Annotated in this window: 20 protein-coding genes; 11 read left to right on the top strand and 9 right to left on the bottom strand. The window is 57.3% G+C overall.

The features are described from left to right. Positions 1-79: 79 nt before the first annotated feature. The 3 genes from BM069_RS09220 to BM069_RS09230 all read left to right on the top strand — a co-directional run bounded on the left by BM069_RS09220 (position 80) and on the right by BM069_RS09230 (position 3,265). On the top strand, positions 80-886 hold the full coding sequence (locus BM069_RS09220) for an ABC transporter ATP-binding protein (protein WP_093323148.1): 807 nt from the start codon (positions 80-82) through the stop codon (positions 884-886). 124 nt (positions 887-1,010) lie between these two features. After that, positions 1,011-2,225: an ABC transporter permease subunit gene (locus BM069_RS09225; RefSeq protein WP_244503594.1), complete on the top strand. Its 1,215-nt coding sequence runs from the start codon at positions 1,011-1,013 to the stop codon at positions 2,223-2,225. A 224-nt stretch (positions 2,226-2,449) separates the two neighbouring features. Next, a complete protein-coding gene (locus BM069_RS09230; RefSeq protein ID WP_093323151.1) occupies positions 2,450-3,265 on the top strand; it encodes a M48 family metalloprotease in 816 nt (271 codons plus the stop codon). Between the two features lie 58 nt (positions 3,266-3,323). Here BM069_RS09230 and BM069_RS09235 read toward each other — a convergent pair whose 3' ends face one another. After that, positions 3,324-4,751 carry an aldehyde dehydrogenase family protein gene (locus tag BM069_RS09235; protein ID WP_093323152.1) on the bottom strand — a complete coding sequence of 476 codons (1,428 nt, stop codon included), beginning with the start codon at positions 4,749-4,751 and terminating at the stop codon, positions 3,324-3,326. A gap of 255 nt (positions 4,752-5,006) precedes the next feature. Between BM069_RS09235 and BM069_RS09240 the strand changes: the two genes are divergently transcribed. The 3 genes from BM069_RS09240 to BM069_RS09250 all read left to right on the top strand — a co-directional run bounded on the left by BM069_RS09240 (position 5,007) and on the right by BM069_RS09250 (position 7,656). Beyond that, complete coding sequence (locus BM069_RS09240) at positions 5,007-5,660, top strand: peroxiredoxin (protein WP_093323154.1); 654 nt, start codon at positions 5,007-5,009, stop codon at positions 5,658-5,660. A 119-nt stretch (positions 5,661-5,779) separates the two neighbouring features. Next, positions 5,780-6,091, top strand: a complete 312-nt coding sequence (locus tag BM069_RS09245) for a hypothetical protein (RefSeq protein ID WP_093323155.1) — start codon at positions 5,780-5,782, stop codon at positions 6,089-6,091. Further along, positions 6,088-7,656, top strand: coding sequence for a methyl-accepting chemotaxis protein (locus BM069_RS09250; protein ID WP_093323157.1), 1,569 nt, complete (start codon positions 6,088-6,090; stop codon positions 7,654-7,656). The genes BM069_RS09245 and BM069_RS09250 overlap by 4 nt, the downstream gene beginning before the upstream one ends. Before the next feature lie 145 nt (positions 7,657-7,801). Here the strand turns inward: BM069_RS09250 and pnp are convergent, their stop codons facing one another. Next, complete coding sequence (gene pnp, locus BM069_RS09255; RefSeq protein WP_093323159.1) at positions 7,802-9,943, bottom strand: polyribonucleotide nucleotidyltransferase; 2,142 nt, start codon at positions 9,941-9,943, stop codon at positions 7,802-7,804. Positions 9,944-10,302: 359 nt separating this feature from the next. On the opposite strand from pnp, the gene BM069_RS09260 reads away from it, so the two are divergent. Next, positions 10,303-11,082, top strand: a complete 780-nt coding sequence (locus tag BM069_RS09260) for an SGNH/GDSL hydrolase family protein (protein WP_244503583.1) — start codon at positions 10,303-10,305, stop codon at positions 11,080-11,082. Positions 11,083-11,353: 271 nt separating this feature from the next. Continuing rightward, positions 11,354-11,620: a glycine zipper domain-containing protein gene (locus BM069_RS09270; protein WP_093323161.1), complete on the top strand. Its 267-nt coding sequence runs from the start codon at positions 11,354-11,356 to the stop codon at positions 11,618-11,620. Between the two features lie 146 nt (positions 11,621-11,766). Here BM069_RS09270 and BM069_RS09275 read toward each other — a convergent pair whose 3' ends face one another. Further along, complete coding sequence (locus tag BM069_RS09275; protein WP_093323163.1) at positions 11,767-12,783, bottom strand: AraC family transcriptional regulator; 1,017 nt, start codon at positions 12,781-12,783, stop codon at positions 11,767-11,769. Between the two features lie 347 nt (positions 12,784-13,130). On the opposite strand from BM069_RS09275, the gene BM069_RS09280 reads away from it, so the two are divergent. Continuing rightward, the gene (locus BM069_RS09280) at positions 13,131-13,979 is read left to right on the top strand and encodes a hypothetical protein (protein WP_093323165.1); all 849 of its coding nucleotides are present in this window, start codon (positions 13,131-13,133) and stop codon (positions 13,977-13,979) included. A gap of 100 nt (positions 13,980-14,079) precedes the next feature. On the opposite strand, the gene rpsO is transcribed toward BM069_RS09280, so the two are convergent. From rpsO to rbfA, 6 genes are all read right to left on the bottom strand, one after another. Next, positions 14,080-14,349: a 30S ribosomal protein S15 gene (gene rpsO / locus BM069_RS09285; RefSeq protein ID WP_093323166.1), complete on the bottom strand. Its 270-nt coding sequence runs from the start codon at positions 14,347-14,349 to the stop codon at positions 14,080-14,082. 132 nt (positions 14,350-14,481) lie between these two features. Beyond that, positions 14,482-15,453 carry a calcium-binding protein gene (locus BM069_RS09290; protein WP_093323168.1) on the bottom strand — a complete coding sequence of 324 codons (972 nt, stop codon included), beginning with the start codon at positions 15,451-15,453 and terminating at the stop codon, positions 14,482-14,484. A 74-nt stretch (positions 15,454-15,527) separates the two neighbouring features. Next, entirely contained in the window at positions 15,528-16,055 is a 528-nt protein-coding gene (locus BM069_RS09295) for a DUF1643 domain-containing protein (RefSeq protein WP_093323170.1), read from the bottom strand. Then, positions 16,052-16,966 (bottom strand): tRNA pseudouridine(55) synthase TruB, encoded by a 915-nt coding sequence (gene truB / locus BM069_RS09300; protein WP_093323171.1) that lies wholly within the window; start codon positions 16,964-16,966, stop codon positions 16,052-16,054. The genes BM069_RS09295 and truB overlap by 4 nt, the downstream gene beginning before the upstream one ends. A gap of 57 nt (positions 16,967-17,023) precedes the next feature. Beyond that, positions 17,024-17,761 carry a phosphodiester glycosidase family protein gene (locus BM069_RS09305; RefSeq protein ID WP_425288674.1) on the bottom strand — a complete coding sequence of 246 codons (738 nt, stop codon included), beginning with the start codon at positions 17,759-17,761 and terminating at the stop codon, positions 17,024-17,026. Continuing rightward, complete coding sequence (rbfA, locus tag BM069_RS09310) at positions 17,758-18,180, bottom strand: 30S ribosome-binding factor RbfA (RefSeq protein ID WP_093323173.1); 423 nt, start codon at positions 18,178-18,180, stop codon at positions 17,758-17,760. Before rbfA ends, BM069_RS09305 begins: the two co-directional genes overlap by 4 nt. An 85-nt stretch (positions 18,181-18,265) precedes the next feature. On the opposite strand from rbfA, the gene dapB reads away from it, so the two are divergent. Together dapB and BM069_RS09320 are read left to right on the top strand one after the other, a co-directional pair. Further along, positions 18,266-19,075 (top strand): 4-hydroxy-tetrahydrodipicolinate reductase, encoded by an 810-nt coding sequence (gene dapB, locus BM069_RS09315; RefSeq protein ID WP_093323565.1) that lies wholly within the window; start codon positions 18,266-18,268, stop codon positions 19,073-19,075. Positions 19,076-19,263: 188 nt separating this feature from the next. Next, positions 19,264-20,214, top strand: a complete 951-nt coding sequence (locus tag BM069_RS09320) for an ABC transporter substrate-binding protein (RefSeq protein WP_093323567.1) — start codon at positions 19,264-19,266, stop codon at positions 20,212-20,214. The last annotated feature ends 4 nt before the right edge of the window (positions 20,215-20,218 follow it).

Here is a 20,218-nt window from a genome sequence, read left to right on the forward strand (position 1 = left end):
TTTTCATACTCTCTCATGACGATTTTTTGGGAGACCCGTCGCGCAGCTGCGTGAACGGCTTGAAAGACTGATAGGGACCATGACCGGATTAACAATACAAAATCTGTCCATGCGCTTTGACCTGCCAAACGGCAGTCATGTTCAGGCGCTCAAGGACGTCAGCCTTGACCTAAAACAAGGCGAACTGCTGAGCGTGTTGGGGCCGTCGGGCTGTGGCAAGACAACGTTGCTGAATATCGTAGCGGGCTTTCTGGCCCCGACCGAAGGCCAGATCGAGATGAACGGCCACACGGTGCAGGGACCGGATGCCGAACGCGGCATGGTGTTCCAGCAAGGCGCGCTTTTTGAATGGATGAGTGTGCGGGACAATGTGCGATTCGGCCCCGATATGAAGGGCATGTCCAAGTCCGAAAGCGCGGAGATCGTCGATCATCTGCTGGATGTTGTGGGCTTGCAGGACTTCAAGGAAAAGATGGTTTACGAACTATCAGGCGGGATGCAGCAGCGTGTGGCTTTGGCCCGCTGTCTGGCGAATGATCCCGACGTGATCCTTATGGACGAGCCGCTTGGCGCACTGGATGCGCTGACGCGGGAAAAGATGCAGAGCCTTGTTCTCAAGCTTTGGAAAGAGACCGGCAAGACAATCATTCTGATTACGCACTCGGTAGAAGAGGCGTTGTTACTGGGCGAGCGGCTGATCGTTATGGCTCCGCGACCGGGGCGTATTCACAAGGAATACCGTCTGCCATTTGCCGACATGGGCGTGGGTGCGGATTTGCGCGAGGTGAAGAAGCATCCCGAATACGCGCCGACACGCGAAGAAATCCTCAACATGATCTGGAACATGGAAGAAGAGATCATGGGCCGTAGCGAGGAGGGCTCATAAGATGGGACAGATTTTCACAGACCTTGGCGGCGAATTGGTCACGCTGTTTGTTTCGGTGGTTTTCGGCCTGCCGTATTTGGCAATCTATGTGGGCGTCATTCTGGCGGCCTTCTTTATCTATCACATGATCAAACGCCAGCTTACGCCGGTGCATGATTATACCTCTTTGAAAACTGTGACCTTTGGCGACGAAAGCGCCGTTGTATCTAACAAGGTCGCATCTGTTGTGTCGGTTGTGTTGATCTTTGTGTTCTGGGGCAGCTTTACCGGATCCGCATGGGTGCCGGGTTTCCTGCACGCGCCGGGTCCGTTTGTGGGTGAGGCGAGCTTTACCTACACGGTTGAGGCGGAAGACGGATCGACAGATGACGCGACTGTGAATGTTGTGGTGCATCCTGCCGGTCAGCAACCGGAAGATCCGATTGTAGCGCCAGGTGAAGGCGTTGCCAAAGATGATGCAATCGTGGTGCAGTCTTATCGCAGTAAGCTATTGCGCTGGGATCAGAACGACGAGGTGACGCGCAAGGACGGGGCGAAGGTAGTCGCCATCGACGGAAAGCCGATTGATCGCGAAACGGATGTGGATGTGGGCTTTGGTTCTGTCACTTTGACAGACAAAGGCACGCTGAACTTTGCCCCTGCCACTGGCATGCAGATGGAGAGCATCTGGCTTCCGGCCCCTGAAAGCGTATGGCGTCGCCTGATCTCGGTCAGCCGCGAAGGCTATCAGAACGTCACTTTGGCCGAGCACCTGAGCTATTCTCTGTTCCGTGTGATTGTCGGTTTCGCGCTTGGCGCGATGGTGGGGATCCCGCTGGGCTATGCCATGGGTCTGAGTGACTGGGCACGTGGCTGGTTTGATCCGATTGTGGAATTCATGCGTCCGGTGCCGCCGCTTGCGTTGATCCCGCTGGTGATCATCTGGGCCGGTATTGGCGAACAGGGCAAGATTATCCTGCTGTTCCTTGCGGCCTTGTGGATCATGGCCATCGGAGCAAGATCGGGCGTGTCAGGCGTCAATATTTCCAAGGTTCATGCGGCCTATTCGCTGGGCGCGAGCAAGCGGCAAATCCTGCGCCATGTGATCATTCCGAACTCCTTGCCCGAGATTTTCACCGCCGCACGCGTAGCGATGGGGGTCTGTTGGGGCACGGTTGTGGCCGCGGAACTTGTGGCTGCGGAAAAAGGTGTCGGTAAGATGATCGTGGCCGCGTCCAAGTTTCAGGACACCGACATTGTTCTGATGGGGATCATCCTGATCGGTATCATCGGTTTTGGCATCGACATGCTGATGCGCTGGGCCGAGAAGTATCTTGTGCCTTGGAAAGGTAAAGGCTGATCGCAAGTCGTCTTTGACAAACAACGAACCGCCGTCGGAGAGATCCGGCGGCGGTTTTCGTTTGGCGCCTCCTATACGGCGGGCTAAAGGCCGGCATTGCCCAACAGGCAGCCTTTTGCCGTTGAGGGCGATCAGGTGTCGGCAGGTTCCATTTTCTTAATCGGTTTTGAGTAGGTCCTGAGGCCGGAACCGCGACACTGAAACGGAAAAGGACGGACTCTCAAATGAAAGCTCTTTCGAGGATCTGCTGGCCCCTTGTGGTCGCAGTGGGTGTCTCTGGTTGCGGGACAACTTATGAGATACCCTCGCTTGGTGACACAGGAACACAGCGGGCCAAATTGTTGTTTGAGGAGGGCCAGCAAGAAGGCGCGCGGAGGCAGCTTTCGGATGCGGCTGCGCAACGGCGGTTTCAGCGGGTGAAGGCAAAAGTTGCGCCGGTCGGAAAGGCCGTGTGTGAGCATGCTGCCAAAGACAAGGCCGATGCGGTCTGTGATGTGGACCTCGCGATTGATCACAGTTTGAATGAGCGCAACGCCTATTTCACTTACAAGGACAATGCCCCGATCATTCGCGTGACAATGCCGCTTTTGAAAGACAGTGCCAGCGACGATGAGGTGGCCTTTGTTGTTGGCCACGAATATGGCCATCTGATCGGGAAACACATCGAGAAACAGCAACAACAAGCCATGGTGGGCGCCCTGATCCTTGGCAGCATCGCAGTGGCGGCAGGCGCTTCGGCGGACTACTACGATCCAAATCTGGTTGATGCAAGCGTGGCCCTTGGCGCGGCGGCGGGCAGCATGGCCTATTCCCAATCTTATGAATTGGAAAGTGATACGGTGGGCACCTATATCGTGCACGCGGCAGGCTATGACCCGTTGGATGGAGCCAAGTTTTTTGCCCGTGCCGAGGATGCCAAAACCGAGGCTGGCAAGTTGAGCTTTTGGGGCACTCACCCGCCCGACGAAAAACGCGTCGCGACGGTCTTGGCTACGATTGAACGCATTGAAAACGATATCGGTTTGAAGAAGGCCGAGTGAAAAAGAAAACGCCGGAGGGGACAATCCTCCGGCGTTTTTTGTTTTGTCTCTTGGGGGCTTAGCCCATCGGAACGCCGGAGATCGACTTGACCTCGCAGAATTCGTCCAGACCCCATGTGCCGCCTTCGCGGCCGTTGCCGGATTGGCCATAGCCGCCGAAGGGCGAGCCGTTCACGCGGCCGACGCCGTTGGTTTCAACCATGCCAGATCGCAGTTGACGTGCCACGCGCAGGCGCTTGTCGTCGTCCTGTGTTTGCACATAGTTGGTCAAACCATAGACCGTGTCGTTGGCCATTTGCACAGCCTGCTCTTCGGATTCAAACGGCATGATCGCGAGAACGGGGCCGAAGATTTCTTCGCGGTAGATGGTCATGTCGGGCGTCACGTCGGCAAACACCGTCGGGCGCACATAGTAGCCTTTGTTCATACCTTCGGGGCGGCCCAGACCGCCGGCGACCAGAGTCGCGCCTTCTTTGATGCCGGTTTCGATCAGGCCCTGAATTTTGTTGAACTGCAACTCAGAGACCACGGGACCGATATGGCGACCGGATTCGGTTGTCGGGCCGGTGGCGGTGGCTTCGGCAGCGGCTTTGGCCTGATCCACAGCTTCGGCGTAGCGGCCGGTTTCCACCATCATGCGGGTCGGCGCGTTACAGGATTGGCCGGAGTTCTGCATGCAGTGGATGACGCCGCGTTTGACGGCCTTTTCATCAGCATCGGCAAAGATCAGGTTGGCGCCCTTGCCTCCGAGTTCCAGGCTGACACGCTTGAGGCTGTCGGCGGCGGCTTTGGAGATCGCGATGCCGGCGCGGGTGGAGCCGGTGAAGGAGACCATGTCCACGTCAGGATGGGACGACAACTGGCTGCCGACGCCAACACCGTCGCCATTGACCATGTTGAAGACACCGGCGGGGAAGCCAGCCTCGTCCATCATTTCAGTGAAGACGATGGACGACAGAGGCGCGATTTCGGATGGTTTGAGAACCATGGTGCAGCCGACCAAGAGCGCGGGGATCGCCTTGAGAAAGACCTGATTCATCGGCCAGTTCCATGGGGTGATCATCGCACAGACGCCGATCGGTTCCTTGCGCATGCGGTCGCTGCCCATAGCGTATTCGAATTCGAAATCCTCAAGCGCTTCGAGGAAGCCGTCGAGGTGCCAAGTGCCCGAACCCCACTGGTTGTTCTTCGCCAGATCAATCGGAGCGCCCATTTCGGCACGCATGGCCTCGGCCATGTCGTCGCGGCGCGCCACATAGACGTCGCGCAGCTTCTTGACCAGCGCCACACGCTCTTCAAGCGGGGTGTCCGCCCATGCGGGGAATGCATTCCGAGCTGCGGCCACCGCAGCATCGGTGTCGGCTTGGTCGCCGATGGAAATCACCGCGCACACCTCTTCGGTTGCGGGATCAATCACGTTGAAGTCGTTGGCAGCGGCTGGGGCAGTCCAAGCGCCGTTGATATAAAAGTCGCGTTTCTCGATCATGGCATCTCTCCCTCTCGATCTTGAAAGGCACCTTGCCCGCGCAATTCGGCCCCCGCAAGGGAAAGAGACGCGCGGTCACAAAGGATTTGATCAAATTATTCCCGATAACAGGGGGTGGTGTTCAAATGCGACGGATGTAGTCTGCTGTAGGTCGCTTGTCGGCCAGGATTTGTTTTTCGGATGTCGGAATGATTGCCGTTTTTTTGAGCGGCGCGCGTTAGCCTGATGTCCTCATGCACGAAAAGAGAGCGAGATATGGGTCTTCGAATCAACGACACTGTGCCGAATTTCACGGCGGACACCGATCAGGGAACAATCACATTCCACGATTGGATTGGCGACAGCTGGGCCATCCTGTTTTCCCATCCCAAGGATTTCACACCGGTTTGCACAACCGAGTTCGGCGCGGTCGCGCAGTTGGCCGATGAATGGGCCGCGCGCGGCACCAAAGTTATCGGCGTGTCCGTGGACGGTGTTGAAGACCACAAAGGCTGGAAGAAAGACATTGAATCCTTTGCAGGCACCGAAGCGGGCTTTCCGATCATTGCTGATGAGGGACTAGAGGTTTCCAAAGCCTTCGACATGTTGCCTGCAGAAGCCTATATGCCGGACGGGCGCACACCGGCAGACAGCGCGACCGTGCGGTCGGTGTTCATCATTGGGCCGGACAAACAGCTGAAGCTGTCGATGACATATCCGATGAACGTGGGCCGCAATTTTGGCGAAGTTCTTCGTGCGCTGGACGGGTTGCAAACCGCGGCCAAAGAGAACGTGGCCACACCGGCAAACTGGACACCCGGAGCTGATGTGGTGATTCCCGTGGCTGTCAGCGACGAGGATGCGACTGCAAAATATGGCGGTTTTACCACCCATTTCCCGTATCTGCGGACCACCAAGCTTTCGGGTTGATTGCTTTTCATAATCAAAAACAATGACAAGCGCGTCCGGTTTCGGGCGCGCTTTTGCTTTGGCGGGGGCGCTGTCCCTCGTTAAGCCGCTGGCAATAACTTTCTGCCATCTCTCGGGTGATGAAAGAGGGACTGGCATATCTTCCCACCGCCTTGGCGTTGGTACTGAGCCTCGTGCTTGTTCCGGTACTGACGCTTGCGATGACGCCTGTCGATCCAGCCGGTCCCGTTGTTGTGGTGACAGCTCCGAGCGCAAACCCTGTGCACATCATCGAGGCCTCGGGAGGGAACGTCATCGGACTTGAAAATGCCCCCATGGGCACACTGGGGTTTTCAGCTGTTCCCGGGTTCGAGGAAAAACTGAAGGCGAACGGTGCCTGGGCTGTATTGGATGGTCGCGTGTTGGCCGGACTTTGTGGAGTGGAAATATGAACGAGATGAACGATCTTGATGGCATCCGAGCAAAGGGGGTCAAAGCCCTGCTTGGGATCAATATCCTGCTAGCGGTATCGGCCGTGTCAGTGGCGGTTTTTCTCGGCAAGGAGATTGTCGGGGTCGGCGCGGCGGCCGTGGTTTTTCTCGCCATCGGGGCATGGGCTCTTCGTGGCGGCTATGAGACCCAGCACAGGATAGCGGCCACAGTTGCCGGCGCGGGTCAGGTGACGCTGATCCTTGCGGCTTTTGCCGGCCATCCCTGGCAACTGGATGCGCATATGATTTTCTTTGCCTATATCCCGATGACCGCGGCGATGCTTTGCCCGACGTCCATTATCGTCGCCGCGCTGGTCGCGGTTGTGCACCATTTGGGTTTGTCTTTTGTCATGCCAGCGCTGGTGTTTCCGTCCGCAGACCTGAGCGAGAATATTCTACGGTCGTTGTTCCATGGCGCGGTGATTGCGGTTGAGACAGCGGCGCTTTTTTATGGCGTGCGACGTAATGTGTCGCGGATGGCTGACCTCAATGCAGAGCAAGATCGGCTGTCGGAGGTGATGGAGATTCTTGAGCGTGAAAAAGCCTTGGTTGAGGCCAAGGAGGAAGCGTCGAGCATGGTTGTGGAACAGTTGCGTGTCGGCTTGGCGAAGGTGGAGGCGAACAATCTGGCGGATGACATCACGGAGACGTTCCCGCCGGAGTATGAGGCGTTGCGGTTGAGTTTTAACGCGTCGATGTCGTCGCTAAGAGAAACCGTGACAGATGTGACTTTTGTCACCGATCAAATTGGCGTGGACGCATCGCAACTTGCGGAAGCATCGGCGAATGTCGCGATCAGCACCGAGAAGCAGGCCAATGCGTTGTCGCAGGTCACTGCCTCTGTTGAAGTGATTGCCGATGGTATGAAGAGTGCCGTGGACAAGGCCGAAGAGATGCAGCGGCGGTTTGACAACACACGTCAGGTCACAACGTCGGGGACGGCTGTCGTCCGACAGGCCGTGGATACGATGGATGAGATTGAGCAAAGCTCGAGCCAGATTGACCATGTTGTGGCATTGATCGAGGACATCGCGTTCCAGACCAATCTCTTGGCGCTGAATGCCGGTGTCGAGGCTGCGCGGGCTGGTGAAGCGGGTGCGGGGTTTGCCATTGTCGCCTCTGAAGTGCGGGCCCTGGCACACCGTTCGGCCGAGGCGGCGCAGAACATCAACAAGCTTATCAGCCAAAGCAACGAACACGTTGTGGTCGGCGTGTCTTTAGTGCGGCAAGTGGGGGATGCGCTTGAGACGATCCTGAGTGAAGTGAACGAAGTGTCCGGATCGATTTACGAGATGGCAAATATTTCGGGACAGCAGGCTGCCTCGATTGAGGACATTCGCGGCTCGATGCAGACATTGGGCGCCGAGACACAGGGCAACGCGGCGCGCACAGAAGAGGCTTCGGCGTCGACCGCGAGCCTTGATTCTTCGGTCGAGAGGCTGGTTGAGAGTCTGCGCGATTTTGTCGTGGTCAGCCAAGATCCGAGAGATGCCTCCACCGAAAGGGCAAACCTGCAAGTGGCCTGATCTGACGCACTGACGTAGAAAACCCGCCCGCGCAATCGGGCGGTTTTTTTGTTTGGCGACGGGGTGGCCAAGCAAAGTGAGCTGGCAGGAAAGCAAAAAGCCCCGGTGTTTCCACCGGGGCTTTCTGTTTGTCAGAGAGAAGCGCTTAGTCTTCTTTCTTCTCTTTCTTTTCCGGAACGACTTCTTCGCCGGTTTCCTGATCCACAACTTTCATGGACAGGCGCACCTTGCCGCGGTCGTCAAAGCCAAGCAGTTTGACTTTCACTTCCTGGCCTTCTTTCAGAACGTCGGACGGGTGGTTCAGGCGGCGGTTCTCGATTTGAGACACGTGCACCAGACCATCGCGCTTGCCGAAGAAGTTCACGAAGGCGCCGAAGTCGACGATCTTCACAACTTTACCGGTGTAAACGGCGCCTTCCTCGGGCTCTGCGACGATCGCGTGGATCATGTCGTAGGCTTTCTGGATGGCTTCGCCGTTTGGCGATGCGATCTTGATCACGCCTTCGTCGTTGATGTCGACTTTGGCGCCGGACACTTCAACGATTTCACGGATGACCTTACCGCCGGAACCGATAACTTCACGGATCTTGTCGGTCGGGATGTTCATGGTCTCGATGCGCGGTGCGTGGATCGAGAATTCAGCGGCACCCGTGATGGATTTGTTCATCTCACCGAGGATGTGCATGCGGCCGTCTTTGGCCTGTGCAAGTGCTTTTTCCATGATCTCAGGCGTGATGCCTGCAACCTTGATGTCCATCTGCAGCGAGGTGATGCCGTTTTCGGTCCCTGCCACTTTGAAGTCCATGTCGCCGAGGTGGTCTTCGTCGCCCAGGATGTCGGACAGGATCGCGTAGGAACCGTCGTCTTCGAGGATCAGGCCCATGGCCACACCCGCGACTGCGGATTTCAGCGGCACACCTGCGTCCATCATCGACAAGGAACCACCACATACGGACGCCATGGAGGACGAGCCGTTGGATTCGGTGATTTCAGACACGATGCGCACTGTGTAGGGGAAGTCGGTTGCGGCAGGCAGAACGGCCTGAAGGGCGCGCCATGCGAGTTTACCGTGACCGATTTCGCGGCGGCCGGGAGGGCCCACGCGACCAGCTTCGCCAACCGAGTAGGGAGGGAAGTTATAGTGCAGCAGGAAGTTGGATTTGAAGTTGCCGTGCAGCGCGTCGATGAACTGCTCGTCGTCGCCGGTGCCGAGTGTGGTCACAACCAGACCCTGAGTTTCACCACGGGTGAACAGGGCGGAGCCGTGGGTCCGCGGCAGCATGCCGGTTTCACAGACGATGTCGCGGATCTCGTCGGTCTTGCGGCCGTCGATACGCTTGCCGGTTTTGACAACGTCGCCGCGCAGGATGCCGGCTTCGAGTTTTTTCAGAGCGGAACCGAGGTTCGCGTCTTCCAGCTGTTCTTCGGTCAGCGCGGCTTTGATCGCGTCGCGTGCAGCGGCAACAGCGGCGGTGCGCTCTTGCTTGTCGGAGATCGCGAAGGCTGCGCGCATCTGCTCGTCGCCGGCGGCTTTGACTGCGGCGAACAGGTCGGCGTAGTCGGGTGCTTGGAAATCAAACGGCTCTTTGGCAGCGTCTTCTGCCAGATCGATGATCAGGTCGATGACCGGCTGGATGGAGTCGTGAGCGAACTTCACGGCACCGAGCATCTCTGCTTCGGACAGTTCGTAGGCCTCAGATTCCACCATCATCACGGCGTCTTTGGTGCCTGCAACAACGAGGTCCAGACGCTGATCGGGGTTCTGACGCAGATCCTGCATGTCGTCCACGGTCGGGTTCAGGACGTATTCGCCATCTTCGAAACCAACGCGGGCGCCGGCGATCGGGCCCATGAACGGTGCGCCGGAGATGGTCAGAGCCGCGGAGGCCGCGATCATCGCAACGATGTCGGGATCGTTGACGAGGTCGTGGGACAGAACCGTGCACATCACGAGGACTTCGTTTTTGAAGCCATCCACGAACAGCGGGCGGATCGGACGGTCGATCAGGCGCGCGGTCAGTGTTTCTTTTTCAGTCGGGCGCGCTTCGCGCTTGAAGAAACCGCCGGGTACTTTACCGGCAGCGTAGTATTTTTCCTGATAGTGCACAGTCAGGGGGAAGAAGTCCTGACCGGGCTTGGGTGCCTTCGCAAAGGTCACTGCGGCCATAACAGAGGTCTCGCCCAGTGTGGCGATGACGCAGCCGTCGGCCTGACGGGCAACTTTGCCCGTTTCCAGCGTGAGCGTTTCTTCGCCCCACTGCATGGATTTTTTGCTAACTTCGAACATTTTCGTTTCCTAGCTGGGAGCACTCCCAGGCGTATCCCGGGTCTCCCGTTTGAAATGGCGGCCCCATTGCCGCCGACCCCTCTATCCTTGATTTGCAACGCCGGGGTCAGGACGCAACGTCTCAGATGCAGCGCGCATATCTGAAAACAAGGCGTTTGGAAACCAAATTTGTCGAAGAATAAGGTCGCGAAGCGTCAAATTTGACGTTTGATTCCGACCCTTGAACACATTGTTTCCCAATCCGAGGTGGATTTGGGGCGCAAAAAAGGCGAATATGTGGCGGAGATCGCGTGGCAGTGGGGGCTGGTTGCGCGGAGATATTGACGCGCCAGAATCGGCGCTATGCTGCGAGTTTTATTATGAAAGTCCCCACTTTACGTATTCCATTTACGCTGATTCTCGCCCTGTTTATGGGGGCGTTTCTGTTTCTGCCGGGTTGTTCCGAGCCTGTGACACGCAATGTCATTGAAGACATTCCTGTGGCAGAAATCCCCTCGGAACCCGAGGTAAGCCGTAATTCATCACCGCGTATTCTCGCGATGGGTGATAGTTTGATGGCATGGCACAACATGACCGGCAATTCGATCGCGCACGCGGTTGGAGACGCTTTGAACGAGCCGGTTGCCAACCATGCCATTGGTGGCGCGCGTATCATCTATAAATTGCCGATGTCGGGTGCCATGGGCATGAAAATCGCCAACCAATACCGCAAAGGCGATTGGGATTGGGTTGTGCTGAACGGCGGCGGCAATGATCTGTGGATGGGCTGTGGCTGTGGTGCTTGTGACGCGCGTATGGGCAAGATGATTTCCGAGGACGGTCGCAAGGGCGCGATTCCGCATCTGGTGGACAGCCTGCGCGGGACGGGGGCAAAGATTGTCTATGTCGGCTATTTGCGCAGCCCGGGCGCGTGGTCGCCGATCGAAGGGTGCAAGGATGATGGGGATCGTCTTGAGGCGCGTATCAAGAAGCTGGCGGACATCGTACCGGAGATGCATTTTGTGTCGCTTGAAGATCTGGTGCCACATGGGGACCGCAGCTATCACACGGTGGACATGATCCACCCCTCGCTGAAGGCAAGTCGCGAGATTGGTCAGCGGGTGGCCACAGTGATCAAAGAGGTTGAGGCAGGGAGCTAAGGCTAAGAGCCTTTGGGTTTCCAATTCAGGCGGCGTCTGCGAAAGCGGGCGCCGTTTCTCTTGGGGGCAGTTGGGAGACGGCGGGCAAACGCATGTACATCGGTACCTGAAGCTTTGGCCTCGCTTTGCCAAAAAAGTGTCCCTTTTTGCAGATTGGCGCGCATGCAAAAGTTCGTGGCAGTCAGGCCGAAGTTTTGGCACGGGAACATCCCATTTTCTTTTCATGAAAGGCAGCCACGGAGGTTGCTAAAATCAGAAAAGGTTGGAACCCATGACACACACATTCAAAACCACAGCAATCGCCGCAATCGTCGCTTCTATGGCTCTGGCTGCTCCGATGTCTGCTCACGCTGGTAGTATTGGCAAAAAGGCCCTCAAAGGGGCGGTCGCAGGTGCAGTCATTTCCGAGATCACCGGCGGGGACGCAGAAGATGGGGCAAAGATCGGCGCCGCTGCCGGCGCATTGAGCGGCGCGATTGACAAAAACCGCAAGAATGATCGTCGTTCACATAAAAACGGCAAAGACAAACGTCGCTAAAGTGCGAATAGAAACCGCTTGAAAGGGCCACCCTTTCCAACCGGTGTCGGAGGTATCCGACATTCTGCTGCAAACCCGGCCGGCGTCCCGCTTGTCGGGTTTGTTGCTTTCATCATCTCGTCAGCGTTCGGGGGCGGTGGTCCGGTTTAGCTTTGTTTGCGGAAATCGCGTGGCGTGGTGCCAAACCACCGCCGGAATGCGGTGCTGAAACTTCCGGCATTGTTGTATCCCAAGAGGAACGCTATCTCGGTCAGCGGCAGGTCACTGCTTAGGAGGTAGTCGCGTGCCAACGCTTTGCGAAGGTCATTGACGAGGTTTGCAAAAGTGGTGCCTTCTTCGGACAACCGGCGCGCCATTGTGCGCACGCTCATTCCGAGCTCGCGGGCAATATTGTCTTGAGTGGCAGATCCTGAAGCAAGGCGTTCGGAGAGCAATTTCTCGATTTTTCGCGCAATGCTATCAGGGGAACGAGGCAGTTGGGCGATTGTGGTTTCGCAAATCGCCAGAAGCGCCCGCTGGAGATTGTCATCTGCGGTTAAGAGCGGCACATCCATGTCAGAAGATTTGAATGCGATGGCATTCTCCGACCGCCCGAAGGCAACGTCACAGCCGAAGAACTTTTCAAACGGTTTGGTGTTGGCATTCCGCAAATGGGCAAAGTGCACATATCGCGGCGTTAGTTGGCGGTTGGTATAATCGCGCAAAGCGAACACCGTGCCGACTGCGCCGAATTCTGCATACTGGCTGGTCGGGAGTGATGTGGACACGTCATAACGCCAACGTAGAAGCCCGGTATCCGGAGTCTCTTCCAAGGATGATTTGCTGGCATCGCCCAACACGCGTTGAAAGCGGGTAATGTTTCTTAGATACCCGCCGACAGTGGGGGCGGACACGCCAACATACGCCAGAAGTCCGGCCTTTTTGACGATGTCGGGTGACTGTGCAAGGTCAAAGCCGAACAGGTCATTCCGAGTCAGAGTGCAGGCTCTGCGAAACAGGGTAAGTGTTTTGTCAAATGACCAGCGTGCGTCTGGATCATTGAATTGGTTGGGGTTGAGGCCCAACCCCTTTAGAGCGTCGCGTTCTGAAACACCTTCTTGAATGATCTTTTGCAGCAGGACCTGAGCCCAAATCACATTGTGCGTTGGCGTAACAGATTTCATGTCGCCTCAAGTAAACTCGGTTTGTCTATGTCTTGAGTATAGAGGTGATGGGGTCAATTTCTACACTGAAGGCAGGCCGCGAGATCGGTTGGCGGGTGGCCGCGGTGATCAAAGAGGTTGAGGCAGGGAGCTCAGGCAAAGAGCCTTTGGGTTTCCAATTCAGGCGGCGTCTGCGAAAGCGGGCGCCCTTTCTTATTGTTGATGGTCCGCTCGCGAAGTAGAAATAGCGCCTAAAGTTATTAGGGATTTTTCAGGTCACGCGCACTACGCTGAATGACAGATCAGTTCCGATACCTGGCTTTAAATTACGGAGGCGATCGTGCCTTCAAGGTATGCCGGAGACGACCATGCGACGGATTATTTTGGGAGTAGGGGCTCAGAAGGCTGCAACGACGTGGCTGTATTCGCAAATTTCTAAAGATCCCGCCTTTTCTGCTCCTTTTGCAAAAGAAATGCATGTGCTGGATCTCGCATTTATTGACGCGTTTGGGGCGGAGCGTAAGCAGGTCGAGGACAGGGCCAGGAAGGTCGATGCCGCATCCTCTCTCCAATGCGATGATCCCAAAAGCGTGCACCGTTTTAGCATGATCGAGAACGTGGAGAGATATTTCGATTACTACGATGCGCTCATTGGCGAACTTGAAGGATTATCGAGCGATATTACACCGAGCTATGCCGCGCTACCTGTCGATGCGTTGCGTCGGGTCAACGCGGGTTTCCGGTCGCGATCGATTGAACCACGAGTTGTCTTTGTTATGCGAGAACCGGTCACGCGCCTTGAAAGCGCAGCCAAAATGGTTGTGAGAAAGCGGGGTGAATCCCAAGACGCGAAGAAGCAAGTAATATCGCTTATGGAGACCTACGCGGGAACGGAACAGGATTTGTCCCGCGCAGATTATCGCCGCACCGCTACGAATTTGCAGCGAAGTTTTGAGCAGCATCAAATATTTCTTGGGTTCTATGAAACCCTCTTCCACCCCTCGGAACTTCAGCGATTGGCTGAGTTCCTTGGAATGGCAAATCATAGGTTTTCCACAGAGGAAAGAGACTTCGCATCACCTTTCAAGCTGACGTATCCGGTTGGATTTCTGGAGGACTTGCGAGCGAAATATGATGATCAGTATAAGTTTGCAGGCGAAGTTTTGGGCTTTGATACAAGCATCTGGGACGACGCGAGGCGTGAGCTCTATGAATAGCGATGACCGGCAGACCGACGTCCGAACTACTGGCGTCTGCAAAAAAAACGCCCACTCCGAAGAGTAGGCGCTTTCCGTGTATTCCGGTTGATCGGACGTCTTAGCGGCGGATGCCCAGACGTTTGATCAGGTCCTGATAGCGTGCTTCGTCTTTGCTCTTGGTGTAGTCCAACAGCTTACGACGCAGAGCAACCATTTTCAAAAGGCCACGACGACCGTGGTTGTCTTTCTTGTGGGTTTTGAAGTGCTCGGTCAGGGTGTTGATACGCGAGGTGAGGATTGCAACCTGTACTTCGGGCGAACCGGTGTCGCCTTCCTTGGTTGCGAATTCTTTCATCAGGCGTGCTTTTTCGTCAGCAGTGATCGACATCGGGATCTCCTAATCTAAAGGTTTCGGGCGCAAGCCGGGATGTCGTCCAGCAAGGTCCATAGAGGTCTGCGCGGGGATTCCCTGCGCAGATGGACGCGTATAGGCGGAATCGGGTGGAAAGAAAAGGGGTTTCTATCCCGCGACAGCCTGCGCGATCAGGGTGATATCGGATGTTGTGAGATTGGAGCCGCCGTGCACCACGGCGAGGGGTTCTCCGTCTACCACCACTTCGATCATTTCGGGGTCTGATGAAGTGGGGCGGATTTCGATATCCGGTGGGCCGTCTTGATCCGCATAAAGCAAGACAAGGTTGTCTTCTGCGCGATCGAAATCCATGACCGTGATCGGAGAAGCCGCCGCGCCGTCCAGCGCAAAGGTGTCGACGCCCTCGCCACCTGTCAGGATGTCTCCGGTTCCACCGATCAGCGTGTCCTCCCCGCCGCCACCGTTCAGATAGTCTGTTTCAGCGTCAGTGTTCCCAATAACAATGTCGTTTCCATCGCCGCCAAAAAGGGTGTCTTGCCCCGCGCCGCCGTCCAATTCGTCATCGCCATAACCGCCGTGCAAGGCGTCGCTGCCGGTTCCGCCTGACAACACATCTTCTCCGAAACCGCCGATCAGTGAATCATCGCCGCCACCGCCATTCAGTGTGTCGTCATCCATGTGGCCAAACAGGCTGTCGGCGCCGTCATCGCCGAGTAGGCTGTCGTTTCCATCTTCTCCGTGAAGAATGTCATCGTCTGACCCGCCGGAGAGTGCGTCATCGCCCTGTGCCCCGTGCAGAATGTCATCGCCTGCGCCGCCATAGATCGTGTCATTGTCGGCATAACCGTTGATCTGATCGTCACCAGAGGCGCCAACAATGTCATCAGCAGCGGATGTTCCGGAAAGAATATCGTGGCCCTCGGTGCCGTGAATCAGGTTCGGCGACGTCGGGGTCGTGTCAGGATCCGGATCATCAAGCAGGCTGGAACCGGTCGAGACTGAAACCTCGGGCTCCTCAGTTGGATCGTCTTCCAAATCCGGATCTTCGACGTCGCCATCCGCGCCGACAAAAACGGCTGCGCCAGCCATAACGGCCAGCAAGCTCGCAAACATGAGCATCACAAAACTCCACTTCCCCCACCAGTATTAGGCCACACCTTGCGGATTTGACCAAACACCAATTGGCAAAGTCGTTAACGCCCCTGTTCGGAAAGCTCCTTCCAGAGGTCCGGCTGTGTGGCGTAGGCGATGTAGAGCGGGTGGCGGGGGTGTCCGTGTTTGGTCAGCCCAAGATGGTGAATAGGTCGGCCGGTGGCGGCGAGCACGTCACGCATCTCAAAGCCGCGGTCTAGGTGGTCTCCATGGGCGCCCCACGCGGCGATGATGGTGTCGGCCCAAGCGCAGCTCTTGCTGATGACTGCGTCGTTGTCAGGGCCTGCAGGGGCCGCGTGTTTGCGCAGGAGTTTAGGATCGGTTTCGCGAAGGCCAAAAATGTTCACCGCGCGAAAGCCGCCAAAGCCAAGCGCGCGGGCGCGGCGTTCGCACCGCTCGATTGTGGGATCATTTTGCTGCTCGGTCGCCTTGGACGGGTTGAGCATGATGAAGAGCACACGCTCTTTGTTCTCGTCCCAGACGCGGGTCAGCGCATAGCGATAGGTTTCGCAGTCCGAATAGATCGCTGAAGAGGCAGCATCGTCTTTTTGGAACGTGCGGGTGATCATTCTTGCGGCAACACAAAGACGCGGCTGGGGTGTAACTCGCCTGCTTTGAAGGTGCCAACTGCAACGGGTTGGCCGTCAAGGCTGGCCCAGCACTCTTCGCCATAGTCTACGTCGGATGCGATCACCATGCCTGCATTGCCGTTGCGAAGGCGGGTTGCGCCTTCGGGAGTGGCTTTGACTTCGGGCAGGTCTGCGAGGCCTTCTTCGATCGGACGCAGGTACTGGTCGAGTTCAGGCTGTTTGGCCATTTCGTCGATCTGCTCTATTGTCAGCCCGTCCGTGGCGTCAAAGGGGCCGGACCAGATGCGGCGCAGCTCGCGGACGTGGCCATGGCAGCCGAGTGCCTGGCCGAGGTCACGAGCAATGGAGCGCACGTAGCCACCTTTGCCGCAGGTCATTTCAAGCGTCACGTGATCGACGTCTTCGCGGTCGGTCATCAAGAGCTCCTCAACCCAGAGCGGGCGGGCGGCGAGTTCGACGTCTTCGCCATCACGGGCGAGTTTGTAGGCGCGTTGGCCGTCGATTTTCACAGCGGAAAACTTCGGTGGCACCTGCATGATGTCGCCGACGAACTGGCCAAGGGCAGCTTTGATCTCGTCGTCTTCGGGGCGCAGGTCGGATTGGGCAATCACTTCGCCTTCGGCGTCGTCTGTGTTGGTGGCCTGTCCCAGACGTACGGTGAAGGTGTAGGCCTTTAGTGCGTCGGTGATGTAGGGCACGGTTTTGGTCGCCTCGCCAAGGGCCACCGCCAGAACGCCGGTGGCGTCGGGGTCAAGCGTGCCTGCGTGGCCGGCTTTCTTGGCGTTGAATGCCCAGCGGACCTTGTTGACCACCGATGTGGAGGTCATGCCTGCGGGTTTGTCGACAACGAGCCAACCGGAAATGTCGCGGCCTTTGCGTTTGCGTGCCATGATGTGCGCCTTTGAGATCAGGTAAGGGCGGCGAGGTAACGGATCGCGCGCGGCGTGTCAATTTGCCGAGGTTTCCACCACGCCCACAATCGGGCCCATCAGAAAACCGGGATCGGAGCGGTTGATGGCGGGTGCGTGCAGGCGGCTGATCTTGCCGTCGAAGTAGAGGGCATTGGGGGTTTGCAGCACGTCGCGGAAATAGCGGCCGAATTCGTGGAAAGTCACTGAATTGCGCGAGATCACAAAGTGGGCGGTTTTGCCGTCCGCCGACGTGCCGACGCCGTTGCGGATGAATTTTGACGTGCTGTCCACGAGGAAACGGGGGTGCAACTCGCCATCGATCACCAGCATGGGGCCGGATTGGGTGGCGTGTTCGCAGGCGGGTTTGGTGGTCGCGAAGGTGAGCGTTTCGATCACATCAGCGCGGGTGTCGTTGATGCAGAATACTCCGTTGGGCAAGAGGCCGAAGTTGCCCTTGGAGGCTTTGGTCAGGAGCGGCGTTTCCTGATCGCCGAACTCGACGTAGTGACCCACGGGGCGGCGATCTGAGTGATACATGCCTGCGTTCATCGCGAAGGCAAGGAAGCGGCGGTCTGCTAACTCGCGTTGGATATCGCGGAACTGGCCAAGGATCGCGCCGTCAGTGTCGCGCAAGAAAAGGCGAAGTTCTTCGGTGGCGACATCGACGGTGCAGAGAGTAAAGCGATTGCCCTCGTAAGAGGTATCCTCACAGACGACGGCGGCGGCCATGGATGGCAGCGCCAGAAACGCGGCTGTGAGGAGGGCTCGGATCAAGGCTCGTCTGTCTCCTGCGCATCGGGCTTATCGATGTCGCGGCGCACGCGTTCATCAGACAGCATCGCACGGGTGGCTTCCATCTGATCATAGGTTTTGTCGATGCGGAAGCGCAGGTCAGGGGCGTGTTTCAGGCCCGCCTTCTTGCCGATGATGCGGCGGAGTTCACCCTTATTGCGGGCCAGATAAGCAATCGCTTCGTCCTGCTGGCCGCCGCCCAAGGGTAACACATAGGCTGTCGCGATGGTCAGGTCGGGGCTGACGCGCACCTCTCCGACGGTGATCGACAGACGGTTCAGGTCCGGATCATGGATGTCGCCCTTCATCAGGACTTCGGACAAGGTGCGGCGGATCAGTTCGCCGACACGCAGCATGCGCTGGGAGGGGCCACGGCCCTCTGTATCTCTGTGTTTTGCCATGCCTCCCCACTTAGGGCCTTTGCAGCCCTTTGCCAAGCGGGCAGGCAGAGGGTAAGCAGGGGCGCGCAGACTTATGGAGACCAAAATGTCAGACTTGCCGGGAATCGTCGTCACTGGAGCATCGGGCCGTATGGGACAGATGTTGATCAAGACAGTGGTCGAGAGCGACAAGGCGCGTCTGGTTGGCGCTGTGGAGCGAGAAGGGCACGATTGGGTGGGCCGTGATGTCGGCGAGGCCATGGGCAGCGTTGCGCTGGGCGTGACGGTGACGGATGAGCCGCTTGAAGCGTTTTCCAAAGCGCAGGCGGTGATTGATTTCACGGCGCCGGCGGCGACGCTTCAGTTTGCCAAATTGGCAGCGCAGGCGCGTGCGGTGCATGTGATTGGCACCACGGGCATGAGTGATGAAGACATTGCCCAGCTGGAACCTTGCGGTCGCCATGCGGTCATTGTGCGGGCAGGCAATATGAGCCTCGGGGTCAACTTGTTGACCTTGTTGACCCAAAAAGTGGCTGCTGCGCTGGATGAGGATTTTGACATCGAAGTGATCGAGTATCACCACCGTCACAAAGTGGACGCGCCGTCCGGCACAGCGTTGATGCTGGGAGAGGCGGCTGCGGCGGGACGCGGGGTTGCATTAAACGACGTAGCGGACCGTGGCAGAGATGGTATCACTGGCGCACGCAAGCGGGGTGACATCGGGTTCACCGCCATTCGGGGCGGCGACATCATCGGCGAACACGACGTGATGTTTGCCGCCGATGGCGAGCAGATTGTACTCCGTCACAAGGCGACGGACCGGAGCCTGTTTGCCAAAGGTGCGCTGAAGGCCGCGCTTTGGGGGCAGGATCAAAAGCCCGGCGAATATGATATGCTTGACGTGCTGGGGCTGTGAGTCCCTCCTGACGTCGAGAAAAAGTTGATTAAAAATCTGTCACTTAAGGTGGCTGTTCTGGACTGTGTGTCTGTAAGGCAATGTTTTTGTTGGCAGATGGTGAGTCTTATGGTCTTATGCGGCCAGTTAAAAAATTAAATGATCATACAAGAAATGACCAAAACAGGGAGTGAGACATGAAGTCTTTGATGAAATCCGGCCTGTCCGTGCTGGCACTGACAGCGATGGCAACGGGCGCATTTGCCGCCGATCTTGGCGCGAAAGACGAGCCGATCAAGCTGGCGATCAACGAGTGGACAGGTCAGCATGTGACCACCCACGTCGCGGCGGAAATGCTGCGCGCAGCGGGCTATGAGGTCGAATTTGTAACTGCCGGCATGCTGAACCAGTTTCAGGCGATTGCGGATGGCGACATCCACGCGACGCTGGAAATCTGGTCGTCCAACGTATCCGACCAGTATGCTGTGCTGAAAGGCGAAGGCAAACTGGAAGAGCTGTCCGACCTTGGTCTGGATGCACGTGAAGGCATCGCATATCCGGCACACGTCGAAGAGCTGTGCCCGGGCCTGCCGGCATGGGAAGCACTGAAGGACTGCGCGATGAACTTCGCCACCGCAGAGACCCTGCCGATGGGACGTCTGGTGGACTATCCTGCGGACTGGGGCACACCGGGTGCCGACCGTATGACCGGTCTGGAACTGCCGTTCAAAGCGATCCCTGCGGGGTCCGAAGGGGCTCTGATTGCTGAACTGCGCGCCTCCACCGAGAAGAAATCCCCGCTGCTGGTCACTTTCTGGCAGCCGCACTGGGCGATGTCTGCGTATGATGTGAAATTCGTGACTCTGCCTGCTGGCGAAGACGCATGTTTCACCGATCCGGCATGGGGCCCGAACCCGAACGCGATCAACGACTGTGACTTTGCCGCAAGCCGCATCTTCAAAGCGGGCTGGCCAGGTCTGAAAGACAAGTGGCCGGCGGCGCATGAGATCCTTGTGAACTATCAGTTGGCTGTTGAAGACCAGCAGCCGATGATGGGCGCCGTTGATGTTGACGGTAAGTCGGTTGAAGAGGTGGTCTCCGCATGGATGGGCGCCAATGAAGCCAAGTGGAAGCCGGTTGTCGACGCCGCGACCAAGTAAGGTT

Source organism: Shimia haliotis, from assembly GCF_900114415.1.
GTDB lineage: Bacteria > Pseudomonadota > Alphaproteobacteria > Rhodobacterales > Rhodobacteraceae > Shimia > Shimia haliotis.

Coding starts and splice junctions, on each gene's coding strand:
- BM069_RS09220 (WP_093323148.1), top strand. CDS start 80: ATGACCGGATTAACAATACAAAATCTGTCCATGCGCTTTGACCTGCCA.
- BM069_RS09230 (WP_093323151.1), top strand. CDS start 2,450: ATGAAAGCTCTTTCGAGGATCTGCTGGCCCCTTGTGGTCGCAGTGGGT.
- rpsO (WP_093323166.1), bottom strand. CDS start 14,349: ATGTCGATCACTGCTGACGAAAAAGCACGCCTGATGAAAGAATTCGCA.
- BM069_RS09250 (WP_093323157.1), top strand. CDS start 6,088: ATGAACGAGATGAACGATCTTGATGGCATCCGAGCAAAGGGGGTCAAA.
- BM069_RS09240 (WP_093323154.1), top strand. CDS start 5,007: ATGGGTCTTCGAATCAACGACACTGTGCCGAATTTCACGGCGGACACC.
- dapB (WP_093323565.1), top strand. CDS start 18,266: ATGTCAGACTTGCCGGGAATCGTCGTCACTGGAGCATCGGGCCGTATG.
- BM069_RS09290 (WP_093323168.1), bottom strand. CDS start 15,453: ATGCTCATGTTTGCGAGCTTGCTGGCCGTTATGGCTGGCGCAGCCGTT.
- truB (WP_093323171.1), bottom strand. CDS start 16,966: ATGGCACGCAAACGCAAAGGCCGCGACATTTCCGGTTGGCTCGTTGTC.
- BM069_RS09245 (WP_093323155.1), top strand. CDS start 5,780: ATGAAAGAGGGACTGGCATATCTTCCCACCGCCTTGGCGTTGGTACTG.
- BM069_RS09280 (WP_093323165.1), top strand. CDS start 13,131: ATGCGACGGATTATTTTGGGAGTAGGGGCTCAGAAGGCTGCAACGACG.
- pnp (WP_093323159.1), bottom strand. CDS start 9,943: ATGTTCGAAGTTAGCAAAAAATCCATGCAGTGGGGCGAAGAAACGCTC.
- rbfA (WP_093323173.1), bottom strand. CDS start 18,180: ATGGCAAAACACAGAGATACAGAGGGCCGTGGCCCCTCCCAGCGCATG.
- BM069_RS09235 (WP_093323152.1), bottom strand. CDS start 4,751: ATGATCGAGAAACGCGACTTTTATATCAACGGCGCTTGGACTGCCCCA.
- BM069_RS09270 (WP_093323161.1), top strand. CDS start 11,354: ATGACACACACATTCAAAACCACAGCAATCGCCGCAATCGTCGCTTCT.
- BM069_RS09260 (WP_244503583.1), top strand. CDS start 10,303: ATGAAAGTCCCCACTTTACGTATTCCATTTACGCTGATTCTCGCCCTG.
- BM069_RS09225 (WP_244503594.1), top strand. CDS start 1,011: ATGATCAAACGCCAGCTTACGCCGGTGCATGATTATACCTCTTTGAAA.
- BM069_RS09320 (WP_093323567.1), top strand. CDS start 19,264: ATGAAATCCGGCCTGTCCGTGCTGGCACTGACAGCGATGGCAACGGGC.
- BM069_RS09275 (WP_093323163.1), bottom strand. CDS start 12,783: ATGAAATCTGTTACGCCAACGCACAATGTGATTTGGGCTCAGGTCCTG.
- BM069_RS09295 (WP_093323170.1), bottom strand. CDS start 16,055: ATGATCACCCGCACGTTCCAAAAAGACGATGCTGCCTCTTCAGCGATC.